We start from the raw sequence: 23,107 nt of genomic DNA, 5'->3' as shown, positions 1-23,107 counted from the left end.
AACTTTTTGCAATTTGTTGCGCCCTTGTGACATATCGCCGAGTTTTTTTGCTTATTCTTCAATCCGATGGAGATGGGGCGTTTCTCAGAGCGCACGGGCGCCTCTCCGAAAGAGTAGATATGCGGAAGTTCCAAGTTCGCCGATGGTCCGATCGCCCCCGCATGTTGGTGTTCATGCTGGGAGTTATGTTGCCCGCGGCCGCGCTCATCGCGGTCGGTGTGTGGCACCTGAGGACCATACAACGTGAAAAATCGATCGAGGCTGTCTTTCAACGGGAGTATCAACAGGTCTTAGCTATCGCTGAAAAGCGGATTGACGCGCGCGCTTACGAGATCTCCGAGGAAGCCCGTGCGAAATTTCCCGATGCGACCGCGGGCGACCAACTCAAGGCTTTCCTAGCGTCACACCGTGACATTGCCCATGCGTTTCTGTGGACCGGGAAGGGCCAACTTGTGATTCAATCTCAGCCTGATCGGATGGGCGATCCTCAATTTGAGGAAGAACGCAGGAATCTCTCATCCATGGTCGGACATTGGTTTGATCTGGATTCCAATGACTGGATCACCAAGATACAGAAGATCGAGGCGATGGACGGGCGGCGCGTCTACCTAACCTCCACTATGGGACCCAGGAGTGACAAATGGCAGTATCAGTCTTTAGTGCTATTCATGCCGCGCGGTTCGACTGCGGAGCATCCCGCTCTGGCAGGGTTTGTCTACGATACCGACTATCTAAGTAACAAGTTTTTTCCGCAGGCGCTGAACGATGTGCTGCCAAATCAGAACAATAACGATACATCGCATCCTCAACCGGTGATGATGGTGCGGACCGCGAAGGACCGCGAACCTTTGGCTTCGTCGCTCTGTTGGGATGGAGGTTCGCCTGAAGTTGAGCGCGGTTTTGACGGTGTGTTCCCCGGACTGATTTTGGGAATTAAGCTGCGCGGAACCACGATTGCGAACATCAGCAACCACTTTATTCGGACGGCCTTCCTTATTCTCGGAGCGCTTTCGCTGCTGATGGGCGGAGGAATGCTTCTCGCCTATCGAAACGTCTCGCGCGAGCTTGCACTGGCGAAGTTGAAATCCGATTTTGTCTCGAATGTCTCGCACGAGCTGCGAACTCCTCTGGCCCTCATCCGCCTTTACGCAGAGACGCTCGAACTGGGACGCATCTCCAACCCGGGAAAGCGTCAGGAATATTACGAGATCATTCGCAAAGAAAGTGAGCGGTTAAGTTCGCTGATCAACAATATTCTGGACTTCTCGCGTATCGAGTCTGGCAAGAAAGAGTACGACTTCCGCGAAACGGATGTGGCCGATCTGGTGCGGGGCACGCTGGAGTCATATCGTTTCGAAATCGAACAAAACGGTTTCCAGTTCGAACAGAAGATCGATAACGATCTGCCACAAGTGAGTGTAGATCGCGAAGCAATTGCGCGTTCGCTGCTGAATCTGGTGAACAACGCGGTGAAGTACTCGGCGACGGAGAAATACCTTGAGGTAAACCTCTACCGAAACACTGGCGGCGTCAACCTTGAGGTTGTCGATCATGGAATCGGCATTCCCGCGAAGGAGCAGCCGAAGATCTTTGAGAAGTTCTATCGAGTGGGTGATCCAATGATGCACAACACCAAGGGAAGCGGACTGGGGCTGTCTCTGGTACGCCATATCGTGCAGGCACATGGCGGTGAAGTTGCAGTTGAGAGCGAGCCCGGCCGAGGCAGCAAGTTCACTATTACGCTGCCGGTGCAGACTTCTGAGGTCCAGTAGGCGAAAGGGATGCCGGCATGAGACAGAAAGAGAAGACGAAGGTAACAGAAGCACCGAGGCCAGCGAGAATTCTTGTCGTGGAGGACGAGCCCAATATGGTGGCCGGACTTCGAGACAACTTCGAGTTTGAAGGCTATGAAGTACTTACAGCGGGCGATGGGATCGAAGGCCTTCAGAGAGCGCTGGAAGAGTCTCCCGATCTTGTGGTCCTGGATGTCATGATGCCCCGCATGAGCGGACTAGAAGTATGCAAACAGCTACGCGCTCAACGTGGTTCGATCCCGATCATCATGCTGACTGCCCGCGGCCAGGAGTTAGACAAAGTGGTGGGCCTCGAACTGGGCGCGGACGACTATGTGACCAAGCCGTTCTCAATCCGCGAGTTGTTGGCGCGAGTGAAGGCCGTGCTGCGACGCACGGCAGTGGTTCCAAAAAATCAGGATCAACACTCGTTCGGTAACGTGGACGTCGATCTGCGGCGTCAACGAGTGCTCAGGTCAGGCAAGGCTCTCGAGGTTTCCTCCAAAGAGTTCGAGCTGTTGAAGTACTTCATCTGTCATTCGGGCGAAACGCTCAGTCGCGATCGTCTTCTGGAAGAGGTTTGGGGGTATGAGAATTTCCCAACTACCCGGACGGTGGATACGCACCTGGTACGTCTGCGCCAAAAACTTGAACCCGATCCCGAGCAGCCACAGTACTTTCTCACAGTGCATGGAACAGGGTACCGGTTCGTCGGCTAAAGCAACGATCAGAATCTAAGAGGCATAGATTATGAACGAAGGCAGAGTACTACCAAAAAGTGAAGGCAAGTTGCGGACTAACGGCGGGCACCAAAGTTACAGCATGCCCCAATCCTCGATGGTGGCGTCGATGCCGCCACTACCATCGAGTGTGCCACTAGCGGACGAGAGGGACTCGCTTCTGCAAGAGAAACTTGATCTCCATTTACAACTGTTCGAGGCCGCACAGATCCAGCGCAAACTAAGCGGCCCGCGCGAGTTGCGCCGCGGCTGTTTACAGTTCGCAAGCGAGGTCTTCGCGGCGCGCTTTCTCGCCGGGGATTTCACGTCGTTCTTGCAAAGCGGGTCCAAGGTTCTTGTAGCGCACGGAGACATCGCCGGTAAAGGCGTTGCGGCTGGAATGTGGTTCACCAATCTGGCGGGGCTTTTGCAAAGTTACGACCGTCCACATTCTGACCCCGCAAGGATCGCCTCGGAGATAAATCGCCACCTCTGCTATCTGCGGCCGGTTGCACCGTTCGCCACGGCATTTCTCGCGCGGGTTGACTGCAATCTTGGAGAACTGACCTACTGCAATGCCGGCCATTTTCCGCCGATATTGCTTCGCGCGGATGGACGGACTGAGCTGCTCGAGAGAGGTGGTCCGCTGTTAGGTGCTATCGAAGGTGCGAAGTTCGAGTTGGGCAAACTGATTCTCGAACCCGGAGACACGCTTGTCGCATACTCCGATGGTGTACTTGAATGCCGTAACACTGCAGACGAAGAATTCGGACTGGATCGGATCGTAGCGGCATTACGAGGCGCCAAATCGCCGTTCGCTCAAGCCACGCTCATGATGCTCCTTGCCACCTTACAAGACTTCGCGAACGGTGGTCCGCTTTGCGACGATGTCAGTTTGACAGTGATTCAACGCGACGCGACACGCCGACACCCGACAGCACTTGCCGGATGATTCGTATTTCTTAACCCACGCCTTATGATATTTATGGCCACCTTTTGCCAGGTTCGGTGCTTGAGCCGGAATGGGGTGTCAATTGGCGACAACACGACGAGTGCACTCAGTGAGAAGTTCTGTCATCCCTTTTACCCTGAGTTCCGGGCGGTTGGTCGGGAAACAGGAAGTAAGGCGGTAACTTCCGAATTGCCCGTCATCCGAAGGAATCCGGTGATTGGTTCTGAACCTTTCTACCCAGACCTTCCGTGGCACCGGCTGCTCCGCTGCGAATTCTCTACTTCGATAGCTCAAGGGTAAAAAATAGGGAAAGGCTGAAGGCTATCTTCAAAGGAGCTAAACTCAACGAGACTCACTTTTCTCCAGACGAAACCTCTGAAGCGTACATGGTCTGTCCACTTTTCCACTCTACAACTTCCGGCTAGCCCATTGAGAGTGACCGTTAGCCACTTAGGAGTAACGGTTGGGGCAGGAGAGTGCCAACCCCACATAGCCCCATAATAAGACTTCCCTACCCTTCCCCATCGTTCCATCAACAGACTTGTGCTTACCAGCCATGGAGCATAAGTCTTTGTTATTACAACCTTTAGCGTTATCAATTTCGACCCGAACTTTTGATCGCGGCTGCTCTGATCGGCCAGCCCGATCACTTTTCTTCTAGCCAGTCCGAAGAATATCGTTCAATCGCGATCCGTATGGCACTCGTCATAGCAGATTCGCTCGAGAACGCGACGTTTGCAGCTTCCCTATTTGACCTGGATTACGAGATACTCCCGCCGCTGTTGCATATTGAAGCCGTTCTTGCCTCTGAGGTCGCACCCGATGAAAAAGGTGGACAGATACGGCATGGGAGTTATCTTCCCGATCACTTCGTGAAACTCGAAGAAGAGAAGCTTCAGGACTTCCGTGGAACTCACGACGAACCCATTGGCGTGCGTGTTTCGGTGCGCTACAGCACACCGATCAATGCCCATTATCCGATTGAGCTCTCGTCGACCATCGCCTCCTGGGAAGGCTACACCCTGACGATCTATGACAGCACACGATGGATCACCGGGGAGCGTAAGGCTCTCGCCGGATACCTCGGCATTGCCGAAGAGAAGATACATATCTTGTCGCCGTTGGTAGGCGGTGCATTTGGGTCCAAAAGCTTCTTGTGGATGCATGTCGTATTGGCCGCCGTCGCATCGCGTGAGATCGGCAGACCCGTCAAGCTGGTCCTGACGCGCGACCAGATGTTCTCTTCCACGGGCCACCGACCTCGCACACAGCAGGACATCTCGCTCGTCGCGAATGCGGACGGCGTGATTGAGAGCAGTGAACACCACACTCTCACCGAAACATCAACCGTTGGACGTTTCTGCGAGCCTACAGGCCTTTCTACGCGTTTTCTCTATCGTTCGCCGCGCATGGTCGTCTCCCATCGCGTTGCTCGTGTCAATCTTCCCACACCCTGTTTCATGCGCGGACCAGGTGAAGCACCAGGACTCTTCGCTCTTGAAGCTGCGATGGATGAGCTCGCCGACGAGTCCGGATTAGATCCCGTCGATCTTCGCCGGCGTAATCATGTGGACTTTGATCAGGCCAGCGGAAAGCCATGGTCAAGCAAACATCTGCTGGAGTGCTACGATCAGGCGGCTTTACGATTTGGCTGGAACCACCGAATTCCAGCACCGCGATCGATGCGCAGAAACGGCGTGCAGGTAGGTTGGGGAATGGCCACCGCTACGTATCCGGGCCGCCGCATGGCCGCGGGGTGCAGCGTTGTCACCGATGCGGACGGGAAGGTCCGCTTTTCGTCTGCCACACATGAAGTTGGCAACAGCGTTCGCACCGTAATGACGCAGGTCGCTGCTCAGGCTGCGGGCTTGGCAATCGGAGACGCCATCTTCCACTCGGGAGACTCGCACTATCCGGATGCACCGTACAGCGGAGCTTCGCAGACAACGGCAACGGTTGGCTCCGCAGTGTATGGGGCCGCTCTTGAGTGGGAAACGCCGCGTATTGGAGTTGGCCGTTCAGAATCCGGTTTCCCAATTTTACAGTTTCAACACGAAAGATCTGGCGATGGAGGCAGGCATCATCCATTCCAAACTCCGTCCAGATGCAGGCGAACCGTATCGCACAACTCTTCAGTAGCACAACCATCACTGAAAGTGGCGCTCGCCTTCGCCGTCCAAAGCGATGCATGCGACCAGGAGAAGTACGCCTTCAGTCCTTCGGTGCTCATTTCTGCGAGGTCGAAGTCGATGAAGAGATTGGCCGTGCCACAGTGACGCGTTGGGTGGCAACCTTTGACTGCGGCAGAGTATTGAATCCAAAGCTAGCCAGAAACCAGATCATGGGTGGCGTCACCTTCGGTCTTGGAATGGCTCTGCTCGAGCAATTGCTATACGACACCAAGACTGCACAACTCATTGGGGAATACTATCTGCCGACGCACGCCGATAGGCCAGCTTTCGACATCTCGTTCGTGGAGTTCCCCGATAACCTACTTAACCCAATGGGAGCTCGGGGAATCGGTGAGATCGGCATATGTGGCGTGCCTGCGGCAATCACGAATGCGATCTTCCATGCAACTGGAAAGCGCCTGCGACAACTTCCCATCACGATCGAACAGCTAATGCAGCCGTTTGCGCCCAGTTCGTACCAGGCCGGAGGACACCAATGAGCGGGATTTCGCACACAGACAGTCCACCTAGGGTGAGCTCGGCGTCAAACTCAGTAAAGATCACTTTAACGATCAACGGACCGAGATACGCTCTTATCATCGATACGCGGACTACGTTGCTGGATCTTTTACGTGAACGGCTCGATCTTTCAGGGACCCAAAAGGGTTGCGATCACGGACTATGCGGTGCATGCACTGTTTCAGTCGATGAGGAGCGCGTCGTCAGTTGTCACACCCTGGCAGCCTCAGTAAGCGAGTCAAAGGTGTTGACCGTGGAGGGCCTGTCCGAGGGCGATGATCTGAGCGACTTGCAACAAGCATTCCTTGAGCACGACGCATTCCAATGCGGCTATTGCACCCCCGGTCAGATCTCTTCCGCCCACGCCATGTTGCGAGAGCACGCACGAGGCGATCTCAGCATGGTCTCGTACGAAGGAACCCGTGGGGAGGTAGTCAACGGGAGGATGGAACTCAGCGAACATGAGATTCGTGAGCGTATGGCCGGCAATATCTGCCGGTGTGGGGCCTACGCAAACATCGTTGCTGCTGTTCGAGCGGTGTCGCAACGAGGCCAATTATGAACAGCTTTTTGTTTCAGCGAGCTTCGAGCGTCGAAGACGCCATCTCGAGCGCGATTTCGACGGGTGGCAAATATCTTGCCGGCGGGACCAACCTTGTCGACCTGATGAAGGACAACGTAGAGAAGCCGTCTGCACTAATCGACATCCGCAGACTTGATCTGAAGAATATCTATGCGACGTCGGGCGGCGGAGTAATGATTCATGCAGGTGCCAGCAACAGTGCTATTGCAAATCACAATTTGATTCGGACGCAGTACCCTGTTTTGTCTCAGGCCATATTAAGTGGCGCGACGACGCAATTGCGTAATATGGCCACAGCCGGAGGTAATCTCCTGCAACGCACTCGCTGCCCATATTTTATGGAGGCAGACTTCAAAGAGTGCAATAAACGCACTCCTGGAAGCGGGTGCCTTATTCGAATTCATGAATTTCGATCGCCTCCGCAATTTATGGCATCTACACGTTGAAACAATCAAAAAGCAATCGAAGTTTAACAACCTAGGAAGCCTCAAACCTAACAAAGGCCCCTTTAATTGAGGGGCCTTTGTGTTGCGTCGCGCACAACTCCCGAAAAACTGGTTTCTATCAACAAATCACCGCCCCTCAGGTCCGGTAATTGGCGGGCCTGGAGGGCGGACGTTCAGTTTCACGTTATGGTGTGTCTGGTTTCACGTTATGGTGTACCAGTTTCACGTTATGCGTAGACCCACAGCTCCAGTAAAAGTATGAAATAGTTGCTAACTACAACCGCTGGTGCTGCCGCAGGACATGCAGCGGTAGCAGGATCCGCTGCGGGTCATGATGGCTCCGCAGGTGGCGCAGGAGGGGGAGTCGCCCATCTCGTACATGGACTTCATGGCGTTGGAGGGGTGGTAGATGCCGCGGTCTTCGAGGGACATGGGGTTGGGGGATTCGAGCCCGCTGCGGGCGCTGAGGTCGGGCGCGATTCCCTGCTGGGGTGGGGTGGTGGGGTGGGTGTGCTCGTGGCTGTCGTAGTGGGAGGTCGAGGCAGAAAGGTCCAGGCTGTTGGTGGCTGGGCCGGCTGCTTCGGGATCCTTCGCTCCGCTCAGGATGACAGCAGAGGCATGAAGGTTGGGGAGGACCGATGACTCGATGCGGTTGACTGGTACCGAGGTGCTGGAGGGTCCCCTCAAGTTGGATGACTCGATGCGGTTGCCGGGGGCGTTGACGGTGCCTTCGACGGGGATGCTGGTTGGGATGCTGGACTGGCCCTGATTTTGCGGGGTCAGGCCGACGAAGAGGTCGAACTGGTGTCCGGAGAGGAAGCGGATCTGGATCCAGCGGAAGATGTAATCCATGATCGACTTGGCGTAGCCGATCTGCTCGTTGCCGGTCCAGCCGGAGGGCTCGAAGCGGGTGTGGGCGAACTTCTCGCAGAGGACGCGCAGGGGGACGCCGTGCTGGAGGGCGAGGGAGACGGCGGTGGCGAAGGAGTCCATGAGTCCGGAGACGGTGGAGCCTTCTTTTGCCATGCGGATGAAGATCTCGCCGGGTTGCCCGTTGGGGTAGAGGCCGACGGTGATGTAGCCCTCGTGTCCGGCGAGGCCGAACTTGTGGGTGACCGAGGCGCGCTCGGCGGGGAGACGGTGACGGACGGCGCGGGGCGGGGCCTGCGAGTCGGCGGCGTCGGAGTTCTGGAGGGCGGCATCGGCGATCTGCTTGAGCTGGGTTTCGAGGCTGTGGATGCGGACGTGGGCGGCGGTGGCGTTCTCCATGGCCTCGGTGAGCTGCTGGCGAGTGGCGGCCTTGGCGACTTCGACGGCTTCGTCGATTTCGGCTTGGGCTGCTACTGCGGTGAGTACCCCTGCTGCGGTGGCTACGGCGTTGGTGCCGCGAGTGCCCTTTTTGTCGGCATCGGTTTGGGCGGTGACGTTGAGGGGCTGGGTTCCCTTGGAGTTGTCGCGGTAGATGGCTACGGCCTTGAGGCCCTGGCGCCAGCTCTCCATGTAGGCTTCGGCGATGTCGTCGACGGAGCAGTCCTGGGGGAGGTTGACGGTCTTAGAGATCGCCCCCGAAAGAAACGGCTGTGTCGCCCCCATCATCTTGATGTGACCGATGTACGAGATGCTGCGGGTTCCCTTGGAAGGCTTGAAGGAGCAATCGAAGACGGCGAGGTGCTCGGGCTTGATGGCGGGCGCGCCTTCGATGGTGCCGGTGGCGTCGATGTAGCTGACGATGGCGTTGACCTCGGACTCGGAGTAGCCGAGCTTGATGAGGGCCGAGGGGACGGTGTTGTTGACGATCTTGATCATGCCGCCGCCGACGAGCTTCTTGTATTTGACGAGGGCGAGGTCAGGCTCGATGCCGGTGGTGTCGCAGTCCATCATGAAGCCGATGGTGCCGGTGGGGGCGAGAACGGTGACCTGGGAGTTGCGGTAGCCGTGCTTTTCGCCGTGGGCGAGTGCGCCGTCCCAGGCGTGGCGGCTGGCTTCGATGAGCGAGTCGAGCTGGGGGACGGAGAAGGGCTCCTGGTTTTCAGGGCCGCGGGCGCTTGAAGTTTTGGACTTGCCGATGTTGTTGACTTCGGCGCGGTGCATGCGGACTACGTCGAGGAAGGGCTCGCGGTTGACGTAGAAGCCGGGGCAGGCTCCGCCTTCGATGGAGGCTTGCTGGGTGAGCGGGGTGGCTGCGCCGAGGGGTGGGCAGGTTTCGGCGATGCGGGAGGACTGCCAGTAGGCGTCGCCGCAGAGGATGGAGGTGAGGGTGGCGGCGAAGTCGCGGCCGGCGTCGGAGTCGTAGGGGAGACCGAAGGCCATGAGGAGCGCGCCGAGGTTCGCATAACCGAGACCGAGCGGGCGGTAGTCGTGCGAGTTCTTCGAGATCATCTCGGTGGGGTAGCCGGCGGAGTCGACGATGATCTCCATGGCGGTGGTGACGATCTCGATGGCGTGGCGGTAGCTGGGGATGTCGAACTGGCCGCCGGGGGTGAGGAACTTCAGGAGATTGAAGGAGGCAAGGTTGCAGGCGGAGTCATCGAGGAACATGTACTCCGAGCAGGGATTGGAGGCGTTGATGCGGCCAGTGTTCTTGCTGGTGTGCCACTTGTTGATGGTGGTGTCGAACTGCATGCCGGGGTCGCCGCACTGCCAGGTGGCTTCGGCGAGGGTGTGCATGAGGTCGCGGGCCTTGTACTCCTTGACGGTGGTGCGCTCCTTGACGGTGCGGGTGACGAACGTGCCGTCTGACTCGACGGCGCGCATGAACTCGTCGTTGACGCGGACGGAGTTGTTGGCGTTCTGGAAGAAGATGGAGCTGTAGGCTTCGGAGTCGGGACCGCTGCCATCGTAGCCGGCCTGCATGAGGTGCCAGGCCTTCTGCTCTTCTTTTACTTTGCACTGGATGAAGTCTTCGACGTCGGGGTGGTCGACGTTGAGGATGACCATCTTGGCGGCGCGGCGGGTTTTGCCGCCGGACTTGATGACGCCGGCGAAGGCGTCGAAGCCGCGCATGAAGGAGAGGGGGCCGGAGGCGGTGCCGCCGCCGCTGAGGGTCTCCATGGAGCCGCGGATGTTGGAGAGGTTCGAGCCTGCGCCTGAGCCCCACTTGAAGAGCATGCCCTCGGTCTTGGCGAGGGTGAGGATGGAGTCGAGCGAGTCCTGCACGGAGTTGATGAAGCAGGCGGAGCACTGGGGCTTGGTGTAGCCGGTGACGGAGAACTCGACCTTGCCGGTGGTGGCGTTCCAGTGCCAGTTCTGGGCGTCGGAGTTGGGCTCGAGGCGGTCGCAGCCTACGTTGAACCAGACGGGCGAGTTGAAGGCCACCTTCTGGTTGAGAAGGAGGTGGGCGAGCTCGGCGTAGAAGGTGTCGGCGTCGGCCTGGGAGGCGAAGTAGCCGCCTGCGATGCCCCAGTCGCGGATGGACTCGGCGACGCGGGTGATGAGGGCGCGGACGCCGGATTCGCGCTCGTCGCTGCCGTTGAGGCCGTGGAGATATTTGGAGGCGACGATGTTGGTCGCGGTCATGGACCAGTCGGCGGGAACCTCGACGTTCTTCTGCTCGAAGATGATCTTGCCCTTGAAGTCCTGGATGATGGCGTCGCGAAGCTCCCAGACGAGCTCGTCGTAGGGGGAGATTCCCGGTTTGGTGAAGTGGCGATCAAACTTCAGACCGGGGGTACGCTGATTCTCGAAGCCGGCTGCTCCGGGTGCGGTCTGGGTGCCGTTCTGACCTTGAGTGTGGGTCTGGTTTGGGATGGTCGCCATGGGGAAGTACTCCTTCTAATTTGATGAAAAATCTTAGCTGCCGATGCCTCCCGGAGGCGTTCGGCCGGAAGGTAAAACTTACGAGTAGAGCGCTGGATATGTATCCGGCGGATAGAGCCGGCGGCGTTCTGAGTCGTGAAATGTAAGGAACTTTGGCCGTGTTTTGCGTGGCTGCAGTCGTGAAAGTAACGCCCCTTATGGGGTGTGTCAAGTATAAAGCACAACATGTTGTGTTAGCTGTACGAATACCCCTATTTACGCGGGGTTAATGTGTCAAAACGGAGAAAACCACGGTTTTTGCTGTGGATTTTGCAGAATGAGCCCGTCCCTCCCGGCTTTACTGTTCCATAAAAAGGACAGGTTTGAGGGTAGGCGCAAAGCGGCTCCAGGGGCAAGGTGCAACTGGTTGTGGAGGGAGGTGGAAATGTGGGAAAGAGGGCAATTGGCTTGAAGGAGTTTGGGTGTATTCCGGACAAAACTCGCGAGCATGAGGGAACTCCCGTGTAATGTGTTGCGTAGCGCTGCACAGACGACAAAACATCCCAGACGGAGGATTCTTGATGCGGACCTCGAATGGCTCACGCACGGCAGCGCAGTGGGACAATCTGGCACTGTTGGGGATAGCGCTGGTGGTTGCACTGGTTCATCTGCTGACGAATGGGCGGTACGGGTTTCATCGGGATGAGTTTCAGTTTCTGAGCGATGCGCGGCATCTGGATTGGGGGTTTGTCGCCTATCCTCCGTTTACGCCGTTTGTGGAGCGGGTGGGATTGCAGTTATTTGGGGTGTCGATGGTGGGGTTGCGGCTGTTCTCTGTCGTCGCGCAGGCTCTGGCCATTGTGGTGACGGGGCTGATGGCACGAGAGCTGAGCGGCGGTCGGCTGGCGCAGGTGACGGCGGCACTGGCGGTGGCGACCTCCGGGCTTCCGGTGTTCGAGGGGACGGAGTTTCAGTACTCCTCGTTCGACTATCTATGGTGGGTTCTGATCGCTTACTTCGTGATTCGGCTATTGAAGACGGAGAACCCGCGATGGTGGCTGGCGATCGGAGTCTTTGTCGGCCTGGGGTTGATGACCAAGTACTCGATCCTGTTTTTTATCGCGGGGATCGTGAGCGGAATGCTGCTCAGTTCGGCTCGGCGTTACTTTGCGAGTGGGTGGTTCTGGGGTGGAGTGGCGGTTGCGCTGCTGATCTTCGCGCCTAACTTTATCTGGCAGGTGCGGCATGGATTTATCTCGCTGCATTTTTTGCAGCATATCCATGTGCGGGATGTGCGGCAGGGGCGGGCGAACGGCTTTGTGAGAGACCAGTTCAAGATCTGCGCGAATCTGGCGGCGGCGCCGTTGTGGATCGCCGGGGCGATCTGTTTTTTGCGGGACAAGCGATATCGGATGCTGGGGTGGATGTACGTGGTTCCGTTCGCGCTGTTCCTGTTTGGTAAAGGACGTGGGTACTATTTGGCTGCGGCTTATCCGATGCTGCTGGCGATGGGTGCGGTGGCTGGGGAGAGATGGGTCGCGAGTCTTGGCCTGGCATGGCGGCGGGTTGTGCTGGGTATGGTCTTTGCGGGGATGGCGGCGTACGGGATCTTTGTGTACGCGATTATTGTGCCGCTGGCTTCGGATGGGCTGCTGAAGCAGTTCGCGCTGAAGAACAATGGCGATCTGCGAGAGGAGACGGGGTGGAAGGAGATGGTGGCCCTGGTTGCGGGGATTCGCGACTCCCTTCCCGCTGAGCAACGGTCGAGTGTCGGCGTGTTTACGGCGAACTACGGAGAGCAGGGGGCTGTCGAGATTCTGGGGCCGGCGTATGGTTTGCCGATGCCGATCAGCAGGACGAACTCGGCTTGGCTGCGTGGGTATCCTGCGGTGCCGCCTACGACGTTGATCGTGCTGGGGCTTTCGAAGTCTACGGCTGACAAAGCATTTACGGACTGCCGACTGGTGGGGCGCGTCGATAATCCCGAGGGTGTCGACAATGAAGAGCGGGGTGGGAGTGTGTTCGTGTGTGGGCCGCCGCGACTGCCGTGGGCGAAGTTCTGGAAGGAGTACCAGGCTTATGGATGAGTTGGGCTAAGAGGTTCGGGTGAGGCGGAGGCGCTGGCGAAGCTGGGCGGTAGCTTCACGGTGGCAGAGGAGGCAGAGGGTACGGAGGTTGTCGAGGTCGCACTGGCCGCCGCCTTCGGCTACGGGACGGATGTGATCGGCGTCCCATAGGCTGCGGCGAGAGGTGATGGACTTCATGCCGTAGAGGCGTAGGCCGGCGGCGCGGGCGGAGCCTCGAGAGCGCTTGAGGGCGTTGTAGGCGGCGATGGTGTCGATGGCGCAGACGCTGCAGATACCGCGGTCTCGGGCGAGGACCTGGTGGCGGAGGTAGCCGGGGTCGGTGCGGAGACGCCACTGGTGGACGCAGTAGTCGCTGCAGAACGTGCGGCGGCGTTTCGCGAGGATTTCAAGTTCGCACCAGCGGCAGAGAGGCAGTTTGTTCGGGCCGACCGGAAGAGCATGTCGAGTGGTGCGGCCGCCGGCGAGGGTGCGTGGGACGATCATGCTGGTTTGAGGATAGGGGACGTGGGGTGGGTTTGGGGATGGTGAGGCGGGTGCCCTTCTGGAGAACGGAGAGAGTGCGGCTCGTGAGTTTATCTTTTATCTAAGATCTAAAGTGGCTGAAGATCAAAACAACGCACAAAACTCTGTCAAAGAGAGAGAGAGAGAGAGAGACATCGCAGAAAACATAATTTTCGCGGAGGAAGACGAAAAGAAACGGCTTCAGCGGTAGTGGTGTTAGTTCAGAGTTGGCTATGATCGTGAAGGAGCGGAGGGCAAGATGTCCAGGACACAGTCGACGATGGTCGCGTTGGGAGCTACGGCTCCGGCGTTTGAACTAGTAGATGTTGTGAGCGGAAGAGCTGTGGGGCGGGATGATGTCTTCGCTGCAAGCTGGGACGATGGGCGGTCTGATACGGAGAATCGGATGACCGGAGGTGGAACGTCGCCGTCGGGCCGGCACGGGCTTCTGGTGATGTTTCTTTGCGTGCACTGCCCGTTTGTGAAGCATGTGGAGGAGGAGCTTGCGCGGATTGGGAAGGACTACGAGGGAAAGATCGCGATTGCGGCGATCTCGTCGAATGACGTGGAGGCTTATCCGCAGGACGCACCGGCGGAGATGAAGAAGCAGGCAGAGCGGCTTGGGTTCCGCTTTCCGTATTTGTACGACGAGACGCAAGAGGTCGCGCGGGCGTATGACGCGGCTTGTACCCCGGATTTCTTTTTGTTCGACGCGGAGATGGCGTTGGTATATCGCGGGCAGATCGATGATAGCCGACCTCGACGCGGGGATTCAGGCAACGACATTCCAGTGACGGGGAAGGATCTGCGGGCTGCGATGGATGCGGTGATCGCGGGAAAACGACCGGATACGAATCAACGATTCTCGATTGGGTGCAATATCAAGTGGAAGGAATAACCAGCCGCTTGCGCGGCAGTGCGCGATGAGATTGATTGACGACATGAGAAAGGGAGAGCTATGGATGCTGTACTGGAAGAGCTAAAAACTGGGATACGGAAGTTTCGAATGGGTGTCTATCCTGAGAACAAGGATACTTACGTCAAGGCAGCGAGCGAGCCTCAGACGCCGCATGCTTTGATCGTGACTTGTGCGGACTCTCGAATTGATCCTGAGTTGATTACACAATCGCAGCCCGGAGATGTATTTGTAACTCGAAATGTCGGAAACCTGGTGCCGGCGTACGGCGAGATGCTTGGCGGCGTGAGTGCGGTGATCGAATATGCCGTTACGGCACTGAAGGTGCGGCATGTCGTGGTGTGCGGACACAGTGATTGCGGAGCGATGAAGGGACTGCTGCACCCTGAAGCGCTGGAGAAGATGCCGACCGTGAAGAGCTGGTTGAAGAACGCGCATGCGGCGTTGAGTGTGGCGAGTTCGCTCGCCAAGCCTGACGAGGAACCAGGTGTGCTGATGCGCCGGCTGACCGAGGAGAATGTTTTGTTGCAAATTCAGCATCTGCGGACGCATCCGTCGGTTGCGGGGGCGGCGGCGCGTGGGGAGTTAACGATCTCCGGATGGATCTACGACATTGGGAAGGGCGAGGTGAGGATCTCGGAGGACGGGAGTCGGACGTTTGTGCCGGTGACGATTCAGGGCGAAAGCGAATGATCGTTCCGCGTGGGCGACAGCTGATGCCGATGCTGCAGTACGTTGGCTTACCGCTGCTACTGCTGGTGCTGTATGACCTGGCGGTGGTGGCGGCGTACAAGCTGCTGCACTGGGAGTGGGTGGCGATGCCGCATATTCCGCTGGCGCTCTTTGGATCGGCGATCGGAATTATCGTCGCGTTCCGGAACCAGTCCGCGTATGGCCGGTGGTGGGAAGCGCGGATTCTGTGGGGTTCGGTGGTAAACAACTCGCGGAGCTGGGCTCGACAGGTGACCACTGGGATGTTGTCGCTGAAGGGTAGCGATACTGCGGAGCTCAAGGAGATGCAGCGGCGGATGGTCTATCTGCAGATCGCGTTTGTGCATGCACTGCGACAACACCTGAGGAAGCTGGAGCCGTGGGCGGTGATCGCGCCGTTCATGGAGCACGGCGAGCTTGAGAGTCTGCGGGCCGAGAAGAATGTTCCGTTGGCTCTACAGCAGCTGATGGGTAAGCTGCTGCTGGAGTGCCAGACGAGGGAGTGGATTGACGCGCTGCAGTGGCGCGCGATGGACGAGAGTCTGAACGATCTGGCGGATGCGCAGGGCGGTGCGGAACGGATCAAGAACACTCCGATGCCGAAGCAGTATGACTACTTTCCGCAGTTGTTCGTGCATATCTACTGCGTCCTGCTGCCCTTGGCGCTGGTGACGAATATGGGATGGCTGACGCCGCTTGGCTCGACGCTGGTGGGGTTTATCTTTCTTGCGTTGGATAAGATCGGACGAGACCTGGAAGATCCTTTTGAGAACACGATCTATGACGTTCCGTTGACTTCGATCACTAGAACAATCGAAGTCAACCTGCGGCAGCTGCTTGGCGAGACGCAGCTTCCGCCGGCCACGACTCCGATCGACGGTGTGCTTTGGTAATCGCCGAATGCTGTAGAAGAAAGAGCCCCGGTCTTGTGCCGGGGCTTCTCTCTTAACGGTCAGGCGTGAGAAGCACCGTCTGAGCCATGAAGCTTCACGAGCTTGTTATAGATTCCCAAGATGAGGAAAGGCGCTGCCCACTGGCCCACGAATAAAGCGTCATGGTGTTTTTTAGCAGCCTGGAAGCCGACCGAGATGGCCATTGAGCCAAGCGCCAAGGCCAGATAAACGCTGGATGGCACCTGCGCCGTTACCCTTTCGATGGCTGCAGTTACTTGATCTTCCTGAACGTCCCCTTGACTTACACGATAGTCGGTCATTAACGAATCTCCTTGGCGGCTTTGCCGTCGTACTTCAGAAGATGCAGGATAGCGGTCGACCGCGGGAATCTCTTTTCGTGCTAATTTTGCGTCGTCAACAGGCGTTTAGATTGCTTTGATGAGGTGGAGTCGATCGGCTAAAGCCAGTTCAGCTTGCGGAGGATGAACAGCAAGACAGCCGTGGCGACGACGGTGATGCCGCCGACCCACTCTGCACCGTGGGGAGAGTCTTCAAAAGGTAGGCCTTTGAGATTCATCCCGTAGATGCCGGAGATGGCGAGAACTGGAAGGACGATGGTACCCAAAACTGTTAAGACCTTCATGACCTCGTTGGTGCGATTTGAGACGGACGAGAGGTAGATGTCGAGGGTGTTGTTGAGCAGGTCGCGCTGGGTTTCGACTGAGTCGAGCAGGCGTGCGATGTGATCATAGGTGTCGCGGACGTAGGGCTGGTTGTCGGCGTCGATGATGGTGTTGGGATCACGCTGGAGATGGAGCGCCGCGTCGCGGGTGTTGACGAGGACGCGGCGGAGGTCGATGAGTTCGCGCTTGATGGCGAAGACGGCCTGGAGAATCTCGGGGGACGGATCGTCGAAGACCTTGTCTTCGAGCTGGTCGATGCGATCGTCGAAGTGATCGATTGCCGGGAAGTAGAGATCGACGATGGTGTCGAGGATGAGGGAGACGAGTTTTCCTGGGTGTTCGTCATCGCCGTCGCGGCGGGCGCGGGCGAGGGCCTGCTCGGTGGTGGGGCAGGTGGGGTCGGAGACGGTGATGAGGAAGTCTTTGCCGGCGAAGATGTCGATGGGTGAGAAGGAGGGCATCTCTTCGCCAGGGTTGTCGGGGTCGGGGACGAGACGGACCGGCTTGAAGACGGCGAAGGTGTAGGCTGCGCCAGAGTCAACTTTGACTCCTTCGTCTTCGTTGCGGGTGTCTTCGAGATGAAGAGGGTGGAGGTTGTACTGTTTGGCGAGCGCGTCGAGCTTGGGGTCGTTGGCGTCGTTAAGTTGATACCAGGGCATGGAGTTCCTTTTTTATGCGCGATTTGATGCCGGGAGGCCGGTAGCTCGAGTCCATCCTACTGTGGCTTACGTCTATGATCTAGAAAACACCCTCAGATTTTAGAAAGTGAGACCCACCCCTGATGCAGATCCGGTGCGATGTTCGTCTATTCGTGTTGCTGTTGACTGCTTTTTGGCTTGGTTGGAATGCGGAGCCGGCACTGGCGCAGGCTGGTGCTGGAGCTGGTGTGGCGTCAGGATATGACCCGCGACTGACGTTTGCGCCGCTTACTCTGCCACAGCCGGTCAATGGATATCGGTCGAGCAACGGTTCTCCGGGGCCTAACTATTGGCAGAATGAGGCGGACTACGAGTTGCATGCTTCGCTCGATACCGAGGCGAAGCAGCTGAGCACAACGGAGATTATCACCTACACCAATAACAGTCCTGATGTGCTGCCAAGTCTGTGGGTGCAGGTAGAGCAGAACATCTATCGGAAGGATTCGCGGTCGCGAGTTGCTAATGGAGGGGCGAGGCGCAGGCGTGGAGGGGATGAGGCTGGGCCGACTCCTTCTACTGAAGGGTATGTCTTCGATTCTGTAGAGATCGAGCAGGGGAAGCAGACGGTGAAGGCGGAGTATCTGGTCGACGATACGCGGATGCAGATTCGTCTGGCGACGCCGCTGAGTGGACATGGTGGCCAGTTGAAGATCCATATCAAATATCACTATGCGATTCCTGGTGTGTGGGGCGGCCGGACTTCTTGGGGCGCGACCAAGAGCGGGGAGATCTACGACATGGCGCAGTGGTATCCCCGGATGTGCGTCTATGACGACCTGCGTGGGTGGGATACGCTGCCTTACATCGGCGCAGAGTTTTATCTGGAGTATGGGCACTTCGACTATTTCGTGACGGCGCCTACGGCCATGATTGTGGCGGGGTCGGGAGAGCTGGTGAATCCGAAGGAGGTGCTGACGAAGACCGAGATGGAGCGGTTGGAGCAGGCGAGGAATAGCGATAAGACGGTCTTCATTCGCACGCCCGCGGAGGTGAGTGACCCCACGAGCCGGCCGAAGCAGGGTGGAACTTTGACGTGGCACTTCCACATGGACCACACGCGGGATGTGGTGTGGAGCGCGTCGCCAGTGTTTGTGTGGGATGCGGCAAAGATCAATTTGCCGGATGGGAAGAAGAGTCTGGCGATGAGTGTGTATCCGCCGGAGAGCGTGGGGCCGGATGCGTGGGACAAGTCGACCGAGTATACGAAGGATACGATTGAGCGATTTTCGAAGCACTGGTATCCGTACCCGTGGCCTACCGCGGTGAGCATCGCGGGGTTCTCCAGCGGGATGGAGTATCCCGGTGTGGTCTTCGATGGAGTCGAGGATAAAGGACCGTTCTTCTTCTGGCTGACGGCGCACGAGTTTGGACATACGTGGTTCCCGATGATCGTCGGTTCGAATGAGCGGCGGCATGCGTTTATGGATGAAGGGTTCAACACGTTCATCGATATTGAGGAGTCGGCGGAGTACGCGGGCGGGAAGTATGGGCCAAAGCGTGACTTGGAGTATTCGGCTGGTGGAGAGCCGCCGGACATGATCCTGAAGGTGTTGGACAATGCGGAGGCTGGGACGTTGATGATGCCGGCGGACAGCTATCCGGAGCAACTTGGGCATCCGGTGAGCTACTTCAAGGGAGCGTATGGGATGGTGCTGCTGCGGGAACAGATCCTCGGGCCGGAGCGGTTTGACTGGGCGTTCCGAAAGTACATCAAGGACTGGGCGTTCAAGCATCCTTCGCCTTCGGACTTCTTTCGTGCGATGGAGAGCGAAGGCGGCGAAGACCTGAGCTGGTTCTGGCGGGGATGGTATCTCAACAACTGGAAGTATGATGTTGCCGTCGACAAGGTGGAGGGATCGGTGGTGACGATCAGCAACCGCGGACAGCTGGTGCTGCCGACGCCCGTTGAGGTGCGGTTCAAAAGCGGCGAGAAGTTACGCGTGACACTGCCCGTAGAGACTTGGCTACAAAAGGGAACGTATACCTGGACGCTGGAGGATAAAGCGCCAATCGGCGAGGTCGTCGTCGATCCCGACCATGTGCTGCCGGATGACGACCGCAGCAATAATGATAAGAAGTTGGAGTAGAAATTTTCCGTTCGTAGAGACAACTAGTCGTCATCTTGCCAGCGCAGGTCGCAACTGTTGCAGTGCCATGACTCCGAACCGCGGGGCAGTGGCAGCGAAAAAAGATAAAGCGAGGCGAGAGCTGCCTTACGGCCCTGACGCTCCCAGGTGATGTCGGTGGAGGTGCAGCGTGGACAGCGTGGTTGCGAGAAGCCTGGCTGGTCTGGAATAGGGAACTCGGTGGGGATAGGCTGTGCCAGGATCTCTTCGGCAGCTTCGACATCGGAGGAAGCGACTTGGAGGCGGATGCCGCCGATGAAGTTTGAAACCTGCCAGTCGAGCCGGACGAGATTCTCATCTTTCAGAAAGCAGAAGATGCCGGCCGACTCGATGACGGCGCGGGCAACGATCGCCTCGGAAAGGTCGCGATAGCGGCGAACGGTGATGAGCTCGCGAAACTCCGCGGGAGCATCTTCCGGAGTCGCTGATGGTTCCATGAATTCCATGTGGCGGGAGGCAAACTCGGCGGCGAGGGCCGTGCGGGCCTCTGGTAGCAATGATTGCCAGTCCGCGAGAAGGCTTTGCAACTCCAGCTCCGACATCGGGCGGTACAGGTCGGCAAATGTAGGTTCGGGTTCGGGACGGAAGGGGTTGAACACGCCTTGGATGTTAGCAGACCACAAGACTTAAAATTATTTGTGCTGCAGGCCCTTGAGCGTCTTGGTGATGGTCTTGGCTCCAGTGACGACGGCCATTTTGGTGTTGTCGATGACCTTGCTCTTGCCCGGAGGTGTGGGGTTGAGACCTAGTTTGCGCAGCTGGTGGTTGACGCGGAAGAGGTCGCGATCGAAGGCTATTGATTCGTAGCCGATGCTGAGCGACATCGAAGATGTGGGACCGCTTTCGACCATGTGGGGGAAGTGCATGGGGATGTGGACGCCGATTCCTGGCTCCATCTCGAAGCGCATGGCGCGCGACCTGATCTCTTCACGGAATGCGATCTCGTTCTTCGCCCAGTACTTTTCTATATCGAGGTCTTTGAGAATTTCTTTGTCGCTTCCATCGAAGATGTAGATGGTCTTTGTGCCCTGAATCTGCAGCAGGAAGCTGTCTTCGCTGTCGATGTGATACGGAGTAAACTCGTTTGGCGAGGTCAGGAAGAGCGTCTCCATGGGCGCGCGATACTCTTTGCCGAGGTCAACATGAGTAAGCTCCGAGAGCTCTTGCGTCATGGTTTCGAGGACCTTGTCGTACTTTGGCTGCGTATGGATGAAGCTGAGTTTCATCCTCATGCGGCTGAGGTCAGAGTGGCGAAAGGCCTCTACAAGGCTGGCCTTGTGATCTTCACTGCCCCACTCTCTGAATTTTCTGTCGAGGTAGAAGAAGCCGGATTTGGTGTTGTCGCGGCTCCAGATTTCAGCTAGCTTCTCCACGGATGCCGTCGAGAAGAGATCGTTTGAGGCCAAGTTGTGAGAGAAGAGAAAGGGCTTGCGCTTGAAGCAGTCAGAGAACTGTTGCTCTGGTTGAAAGTATGTGTAAGTCACAGAATCCCCCGGCAGATCGCTACCCCAAAAATCTAGTGGCGACAAGCGCATGGTACAGGGGGAGGAGTCTCTACTTCAATTCTAAAGTGGTCTACCTGGGCTCTTAGTGCACTACTTTAGCGGTATTTTGCGTAAAGTAACCGGATTTTTAGTTACTATTCTCGCTTATCGTCGCTAAGCTCTCGCAATTCAAGCCCAGCAGTTACGCTAACGCGTAACGGTTTCAATATGAGTAATTTCGCCGTCACGCATATGGAGGATCCGATCGGCGATCTGGGCGGCCTCGGGGTTGTGGGTAATCATGAGGACCGTCTGGTTGAGTTCCCGGCTGGACTGGCGAAGCATCTTTAGAACGGCATCTGAGTTTTTCGTATCGAGGTTGCCGGTGGGCTCGTCGGCCAAGACGATAGCGGGGCGGTTGATGAGGGCTCGGGCGATGGCTACGCGCTGCTGCTCTCCGCCGGATAACTCGTTTGGCCGGTGGTCGAGACGGCCCTGGATGCCGAGCATCTCGGTGAGGTGGGTGAGAAGAGGGTGGTCGAGTTCTCGCTTGATCGAGGCGCCGAGATTGGCGATGTCGTGGGCGATCTCAATGTTGCCTATGGCCGAGAGAGTGGGCAGGAGATTGAAACGCTGGAAGATGAACCCAATCTTGGCGCGGCGGGTGCGAGTTCGCTCTGCATCGGTGAGGGTGGCGAAGTCTACGCCGTCGATGAGGACGGAGCCGGTGGTAGCTCCGGTGAGGCCGCCGAGAATGTAAAAGAGAGTGGACTTCCCGGAGCCGGAGGGGCCAACGATGGCGACAAACTCGCCGGGTGTAATGGCGAAGTTGACCTTGCGAAGTGCAGGAACCTCGAGTTTGCCGGAACGGTACGTCTTGCCGAGATCGCGAGCGAGGATAACAGGCGTTGCAGCGCTGCCACCGGGCGTCGAGTGAACAGGCGTTGTGGAAGGGAAGTTGGGCTGGGGGGATAACGTGGAAGAATGAGGAGGCATGTACGTATAGAAAGTCTATCGCGAATGGGGTGGGGAGTGAGGCTGACCGAGCTTTTGCTGGCGGGAGTGGCGGGTTGGACGGCACTGGGCGTGGTGGGTGTTGGGGTGTCGTGGCTGCGGGGCGAACGGGCGCGAGTGCGTCGCGGGATAGCCTGGCTGGCCGGGGTTTGGGTGGTGTATCTGGCGATACTGATAGGGGTTTCGCTGGGCCAGAGGCAGAGAGTGGTAGTGGTGGGACAACCGCAGTGCTTTGATGAGATGTGCTTTACGGTCGCGGGGGTTGAGGAGGTGAAGGGCTTTATGGTCCGTGATGGATGGCGCCTGGTGCGAGTAACCGTTCGAGTTACAAATCGGGGCCGGTCGGCGCAGAGCGATAGTTTGATACAGGTTTACCTGACGGATGCGCAGGGGCGTCGGTGGGAGGAGTCGGCTGGAGTCAATGGAGTGGGATTGACGACGAAGGTGGGTGGCGGAGCTTCGGTGGTGAGCGAGCCGGTCTTCAAGCTGGCTGGAGATGCGACGGGCTTGAGATTGGTTTTGACGCATGGGTGGAAGCAGCCGGGGTTCTTAATTATTGGGGACTCAGACAGTGTGCTGCACCGCAAGACGGTGGTGGCGCTTGGGCGCTGATTGAGGACTCCGATGCTCCGAGATAGCGATATTTCGAGAGAAAAAAACCGCGTAAGTTACGGCAGATCCCGGCAAGAGGGTTACCGGTGTGGTAGAGGCAGCGAGATAACTTTTTCCTCGATATTTGCAAGTTGGTGCATGATGCCGAATGAGATACGCGAAATCCCCTGTGGAATGCGGGGGATAAACTTGGCACATGAATTGCATGTCATACTGCGTCGGAAGTCTGGAAGATACTTCTGAAACGGGCTCCATCTGTCGCGCACTATCTGTTGCAAGACAGAGATGACATTCATCAGTAGTAAGGGCTTCACGCACGAACTACATTACGAACGCGATCGGCTTGAACGACCAGTCAGATCGCATGCGTTATTTCGCTTTTTACGTTTTACGCTGATTCTATTCAGCCTGAGTTGAAGCCCTAACCCCGGATAGTTACGTGATGTCCCAACTGCGCCCGCTGA

General features: G+C 57.5%; 20 protein-coding genes. 13 read left to right on the top strand and 7 right to left on the bottom strand.

All coding sequences use genetic code 11. The features are described 5' to 3' along the window. The first annotated feature begins 161 nt into the window (after nucleotides 1-161). The 7 genes from HDF09_RS15095 (at nucleotide 162) to HDF09_RS15065 (ending at nucleotide 7,183) form a co-directional block, all read left to right on the top strand. The gene (locus HDF09_RS15095; RefSeq protein ID WP_183767761.1) at nucleotides 162-1,772 is read left to right on the top strand and encodes a sensor histidine kinase; all 1,611 of its coding nucleotides are present in this window, start codon (nucleotides 162-164) and stop codon (nucleotides 1,770-1,772) included. A 17-nt stretch (nucleotides 1,773-1,789) separates the two neighbouring features. Further along, nucleotides 1,790-2,512: a response regulator transcription factor gene (locus HDF09_RS15090; protein WP_183767759.1), complete on the top strand. Its 723-nt coding sequence runs from the start codon at nucleotides 1,790-1,792 to the stop codon at nucleotides 2,510-2,512. A 31-nt stretch (nucleotides 2,513-2,543) separates the two neighbouring features. Beyond that, a complete protein-coding gene (locus tag HDF09_RS15085; protein ID WP_260181330.1) occupies nucleotides 2,544-3,464 on the top strand; it encodes a PP2C family protein-serine/threonine phosphatase in 921 nt (306 codons plus the stop codon). A 695-nt stretch (nucleotides 3,465-4,159) separates the two neighbouring features. After that, nucleotides 4,160-5,740 (top strand): xanthine dehydrogenase family protein molybdopterin-binding subunit, encoded by a 1,581-nt coding sequence (locus HDF09_RS15080; protein ID WP_183767757.1) that lies wholly within the window; start codon nucleotides 4,160-4,162, stop codon nucleotides 5,738-5,740. Then, a complete protein-coding gene (locus HDF09_RS15075) occupies nucleotides 5,653-6,135 on the top strand; it encodes a xanthine dehydrogenase family protein molybdopterin-binding subunit (protein WP_221270157.1) in 483 nt (160 codons plus the stop codon). Before HDF09_RS15080 ends, HDF09_RS15075 begins: the two co-directional genes overlap by 88 nt. Continuing rightward, nucleotides 6,132-6,716, top strand: coding sequence for a (2Fe-2S)-binding protein (locus HDF09_RS15070; RefSeq protein WP_183767755.1), 585 nt, complete (start codon nucleotides 6,132-6,134; stop codon nucleotides 6,714-6,716). Before HDF09_RS15075 ends, HDF09_RS15070 begins: the two co-directional genes overlap by 4 nt. Next, complete coding sequence (locus HDF09_RS15065; RefSeq protein ID WP_183767753.1) at nucleotides 6,713-7,183, top strand: FAD binding domain-containing protein; 471 nt, start codon at nucleotides 6,713-6,715, stop codon at nucleotides 7,181-7,183. The genes HDF09_RS15070 and HDF09_RS15065 overlap by 4 nt, the downstream gene beginning before the upstream one ends. Before the next feature lie 270 nt (nucleotides 7,184-7,453). Here the strand turns inward: HDF09_RS15065 and HDF09_RS15060 are convergent, their stop codons facing one another. Next, nucleotides 7,454-10,939 (bottom strand): vitamin B12-dependent ribonucleotide reductase, encoded by a 3,486-nt coding sequence (locus HDF09_RS15060; protein ID WP_183767751.1) that lies wholly within the window; start codon nucleotides 10,937-10,939, stop codon nucleotides 7,454-7,456. 560 nt (nucleotides 10,940-11,499) lie between these two features. Between HDF09_RS15060 and HDF09_RS15055 the strand changes: the two genes are divergently transcribed. After that, nucleotides 11,500-13,005 carry a glycosyltransferase family 39 protein gene (locus HDF09_RS15055; protein WP_183767749.1) on the top strand — a complete coding sequence of 502 codons (1,506 nt, stop codon included), beginning with the start codon at nucleotides 11,500-11,502 and terminating at the stop codon, nucleotides 13,003-13,005. A 6-nt stretch (nucleotides 13,006-13,011) separates the two neighbouring features. On the opposite strand, the gene HDF09_RS15050 is transcribed toward HDF09_RS15055, so the two are convergent. Further along, a complete protein-coding gene (locus HDF09_RS15050) occupies nucleotides 13,012-13,488 on the bottom strand; it encodes an HNH endonuclease signature motif containing protein (protein WP_183767747.1) in 477 nt (158 codons plus the stop codon). A gap of 277 nt (nucleotides 13,489-13,765) precedes the next feature. Between HDF09_RS15050 and HDF09_RS15045 the strand changes: the two genes are divergently transcribed. The 3 genes from HDF09_RS15045 to HDF09_RS15035 are packed head-to-tail and all read left to right on the top strand — an operon-like array spanning nucleotide 13,766 to nucleotide 16,026. Further along, nucleotides 13,766-14,404 (top strand): thioredoxin family protein, encoded by a 639-nt coding sequence (locus tag HDF09_RS15045; RefSeq protein ID WP_183767745.1) that lies wholly within the window; start codon nucleotides 13,766-13,768, stop codon nucleotides 14,402-14,404. 60 nt (nucleotides 14,405-14,464) lie between these two features. Next, nucleotides 14,465-15,115, top strand: a complete 651-nt coding sequence (locus HDF09_RS15040) for a carbonic anhydrase (protein WP_183767743.1) — start codon at nucleotides 14,465-14,467, stop codon at nucleotides 15,113-15,115. Further along, the gene (locus HDF09_RS15035; RefSeq protein WP_183767741.1) at nucleotides 15,112-16,026 is read left to right on the top strand and encodes a bestrophin family protein; all 915 of its coding nucleotides are present in this window, start codon (nucleotides 15,112-15,114) and stop codon (nucleotides 16,024-16,026) included. Before HDF09_RS15040 ends, HDF09_RS15035 begins: the two co-directional genes overlap by 4 nt. A gap of 59 nt (nucleotides 16,027-16,085) precedes the next feature. Here the strand turns inward: HDF09_RS15035 and HDF09_RS15030 are convergent, their stop codons facing one another. Continuing rightward, the gene (locus HDF09_RS15030) at nucleotides 16,086-16,346 is read right to left on the bottom strand and encodes a hypothetical protein (RefSeq protein WP_183767740.1); all 261 of its coding nucleotides are present in this window, start codon (nucleotides 16,344-16,346) and stop codon (nucleotides 16,086-16,088) included. Between the two features lie 137 nt (nucleotides 16,347-16,483). After that, complete coding sequence (locus HDF09_RS15025) at nucleotides 16,484-17,368, bottom strand: magnesium transporter CorA family protein (RefSeq protein WP_183767738.1); 885 nt, start codon at nucleotides 17,366-17,368, stop codon at nucleotides 16,484-16,486. Between the two features lie 122 nt (nucleotides 17,369-17,490). Between HDF09_RS15025 and HDF09_RS15020 the strand changes: the two genes are divergently transcribed. After that, nucleotides 17,491-19,494, top strand: a complete 2,004-nt coding sequence (locus tag HDF09_RS15020; RefSeq protein WP_183767736.1) for a M1 family metallopeptidase — start codon at nucleotides 17,491-17,493, stop codon at nucleotides 19,492-19,494. Between the two features lie 23 nt (nucleotides 19,495-19,517). Here the strand turns inward: HDF09_RS15020 and HDF09_RS15015 are convergent, their stop codons facing one another. The 3 genes from HDF09_RS15015 to HDF09_RS15005 all read right to left on the bottom strand — a co-directional run bounded on the left by HDF09_RS15015 (nucleotide 19,518) and on the right by HDF09_RS15005 (nucleotide 22,013). Then, nucleotides 19,518-20,060: a putative signal transducing protein gene (locus HDF09_RS15015; protein ID WP_183767734.1), complete on the bottom strand. Its 543-nt coding sequence runs from the start codon at nucleotides 20,058-20,060 to the stop codon at nucleotides 19,518-19,520. Between the two features lie 105 nt (nucleotides 20,061-20,165). Then, entirely contained in the window at nucleotides 20,166-21,017 is an 852-nt protein-coding gene (locus HDF09_RS15010; protein WP_183767732.1) for a JmjC domain-containing protein, read from the bottom strand. Nucleotides 21,018-21,224: 207 nt separating this feature from the next. Continuing rightward, a complete protein-coding gene (locus HDF09_RS15005) occupies nucleotides 21,225-22,013 on the bottom strand; it encodes an ABC transporter ATP-binding protein (RefSeq protein WP_221270156.1) in 789 nt (262 codons plus the stop codon). 36 nt (nucleotides 22,014-22,049) lie between these two features. Here HDF09_RS15005 and HDF09_RS15000 point away from each other — a divergent pair, with 36 nt between their 5' ends. After that, entirely contained in the window at nucleotides 22,050-22,643 is a 594-nt protein-coding gene (locus HDF09_RS15000) for a hypothetical protein (protein WP_183767730.1), read from the top strand. Nucleotides 22,644-23,107: the final 464 nt, after the last annotated feature.

Source organism: Edaphobacter lichenicola (assembly GCF_014201315.1).
Taxonomy (GTDB): Bacteria; Acidobacteriota; Terriglobia; order Terriglobales; family Acidobacteriaceae; genus Edaphobacter; species Edaphobacter lichenicola_B.
This window is presented reverse-complemented; position numbering and strand designations above follow the sequence as displayed.

Bases quoted from the DNA above. Each gene is read 5' to 3' on its own strand.
- HDF09_RS15095 (WP_183767761.1), top strand. From the start codon at position 162: ATGTTGGTGTTCATGCTGGGAGTTATGTTGCCCGCGGCCGCGCTCATC.
- HDF09_RS15090 (WP_183767759.1), top strand. From the start codon at position 1,790: ATGAGACAGAAAGAGAAGACGAAGGTAACAGAAGCACCGAGGCCAGCG.
- HDF09_RS15085 (WP_260181330.1), top strand. From the start codon at position 2,544: ATGAACGAAGGCAGAGTACTACCAAAAAGTGAAGGCAAGTTGCGGACT.
- HDF09_RS15080 (WP_183767757.1), top strand. From the start codon at position 4,160: ATGGCACTCGTCATAGCAGATTCGCTCGAGAACGCGACGTTTGCAGCT.
- HDF09_RS15075 (WP_221270157.1), top strand. From the start codon at position 5,653: ATGCGACCAGGAGAAGTACGCCTTCAGTCCTTCGGTGCTCATTTCTGC.
- HDF09_RS15070 (WP_183767755.1), top strand. From the start codon at position 6,132: ATGAGCGGGATTTCGCACACAGACAGTCCACCTAGGGTGAGCTCGGCG.
- HDF09_RS15065 (WP_183767753.1), top strand. From the start codon at position 6,713: ATGAACAGCTTTTTGTTTCAGCGAGCTTCGAGCGTCGAAGACGCCATC.
- HDF09_RS15060 (WP_183767751.1), bottom strand. From the start codon at position 10,939: ATGGCGACCATCCCAAACCAGACCCACACTCAAGGTCAGAACGGCACC.
- HDF09_RS15055 (WP_183767749.1), top strand. From the start codon at position 11,500: ATGCGGACCTCGAATGGCTCACGCACGGCAGCGCAGTGGGACAATCTG.
- HDF09_RS15050 (WP_183767747.1), bottom strand. From the start codon at position 13,488: ATGATCGTCCCACGCACCCTCGCCGGCGGCCGCACCACTCGACATGCT.
- HDF09_RS15045 (WP_183767745.1), top strand. From the start codon at position 13,766: ATGTCCAGGACACAGTCGACGATGGTCGCGTTGGGAGCTACGGCTCCG.
- HDF09_RS15040 (WP_183767743.1), top strand. From the start codon at position 14,465: ATGGATGCTGTACTGGAAGAGCTAAAAACTGGGATACGGAAGTTTCGA.
- HDF09_RS15035 (WP_183767741.1), top strand. From the start codon at position 15,112: ATGATCGTTCCGCGTGGGCGACAGCTGATGCCGATGCTGCAGTACGTT.
- HDF09_RS15030 (WP_183767740.1), bottom strand. From the start codon at position 16,346: ATGACCGACTATCGTGTAAGTCAAGGGGACGTTCAGGAAGATCAAGTA.
- HDF09_RS15025 (WP_183767738.1), bottom strand. From the start codon at position 17,368: ATGCCCTGGTATCAACTTAACGACGCCAACGACCCCAAGCTCGACGCG.
- HDF09_RS15020 (WP_183767736.1), top strand. From the start codon at position 17,491: ATGCAGATCCGGTGCGATGTTCGTCTATTCGTGTTGCTGTTGACTGCT.
- HDF09_RS15005 (WP_221270156.1), bottom strand. From the start codon at position 22,013: ATGCCTCCTCATTCTTCCACGTTATCCCCCCAGCCCAACTTCCCTTCC.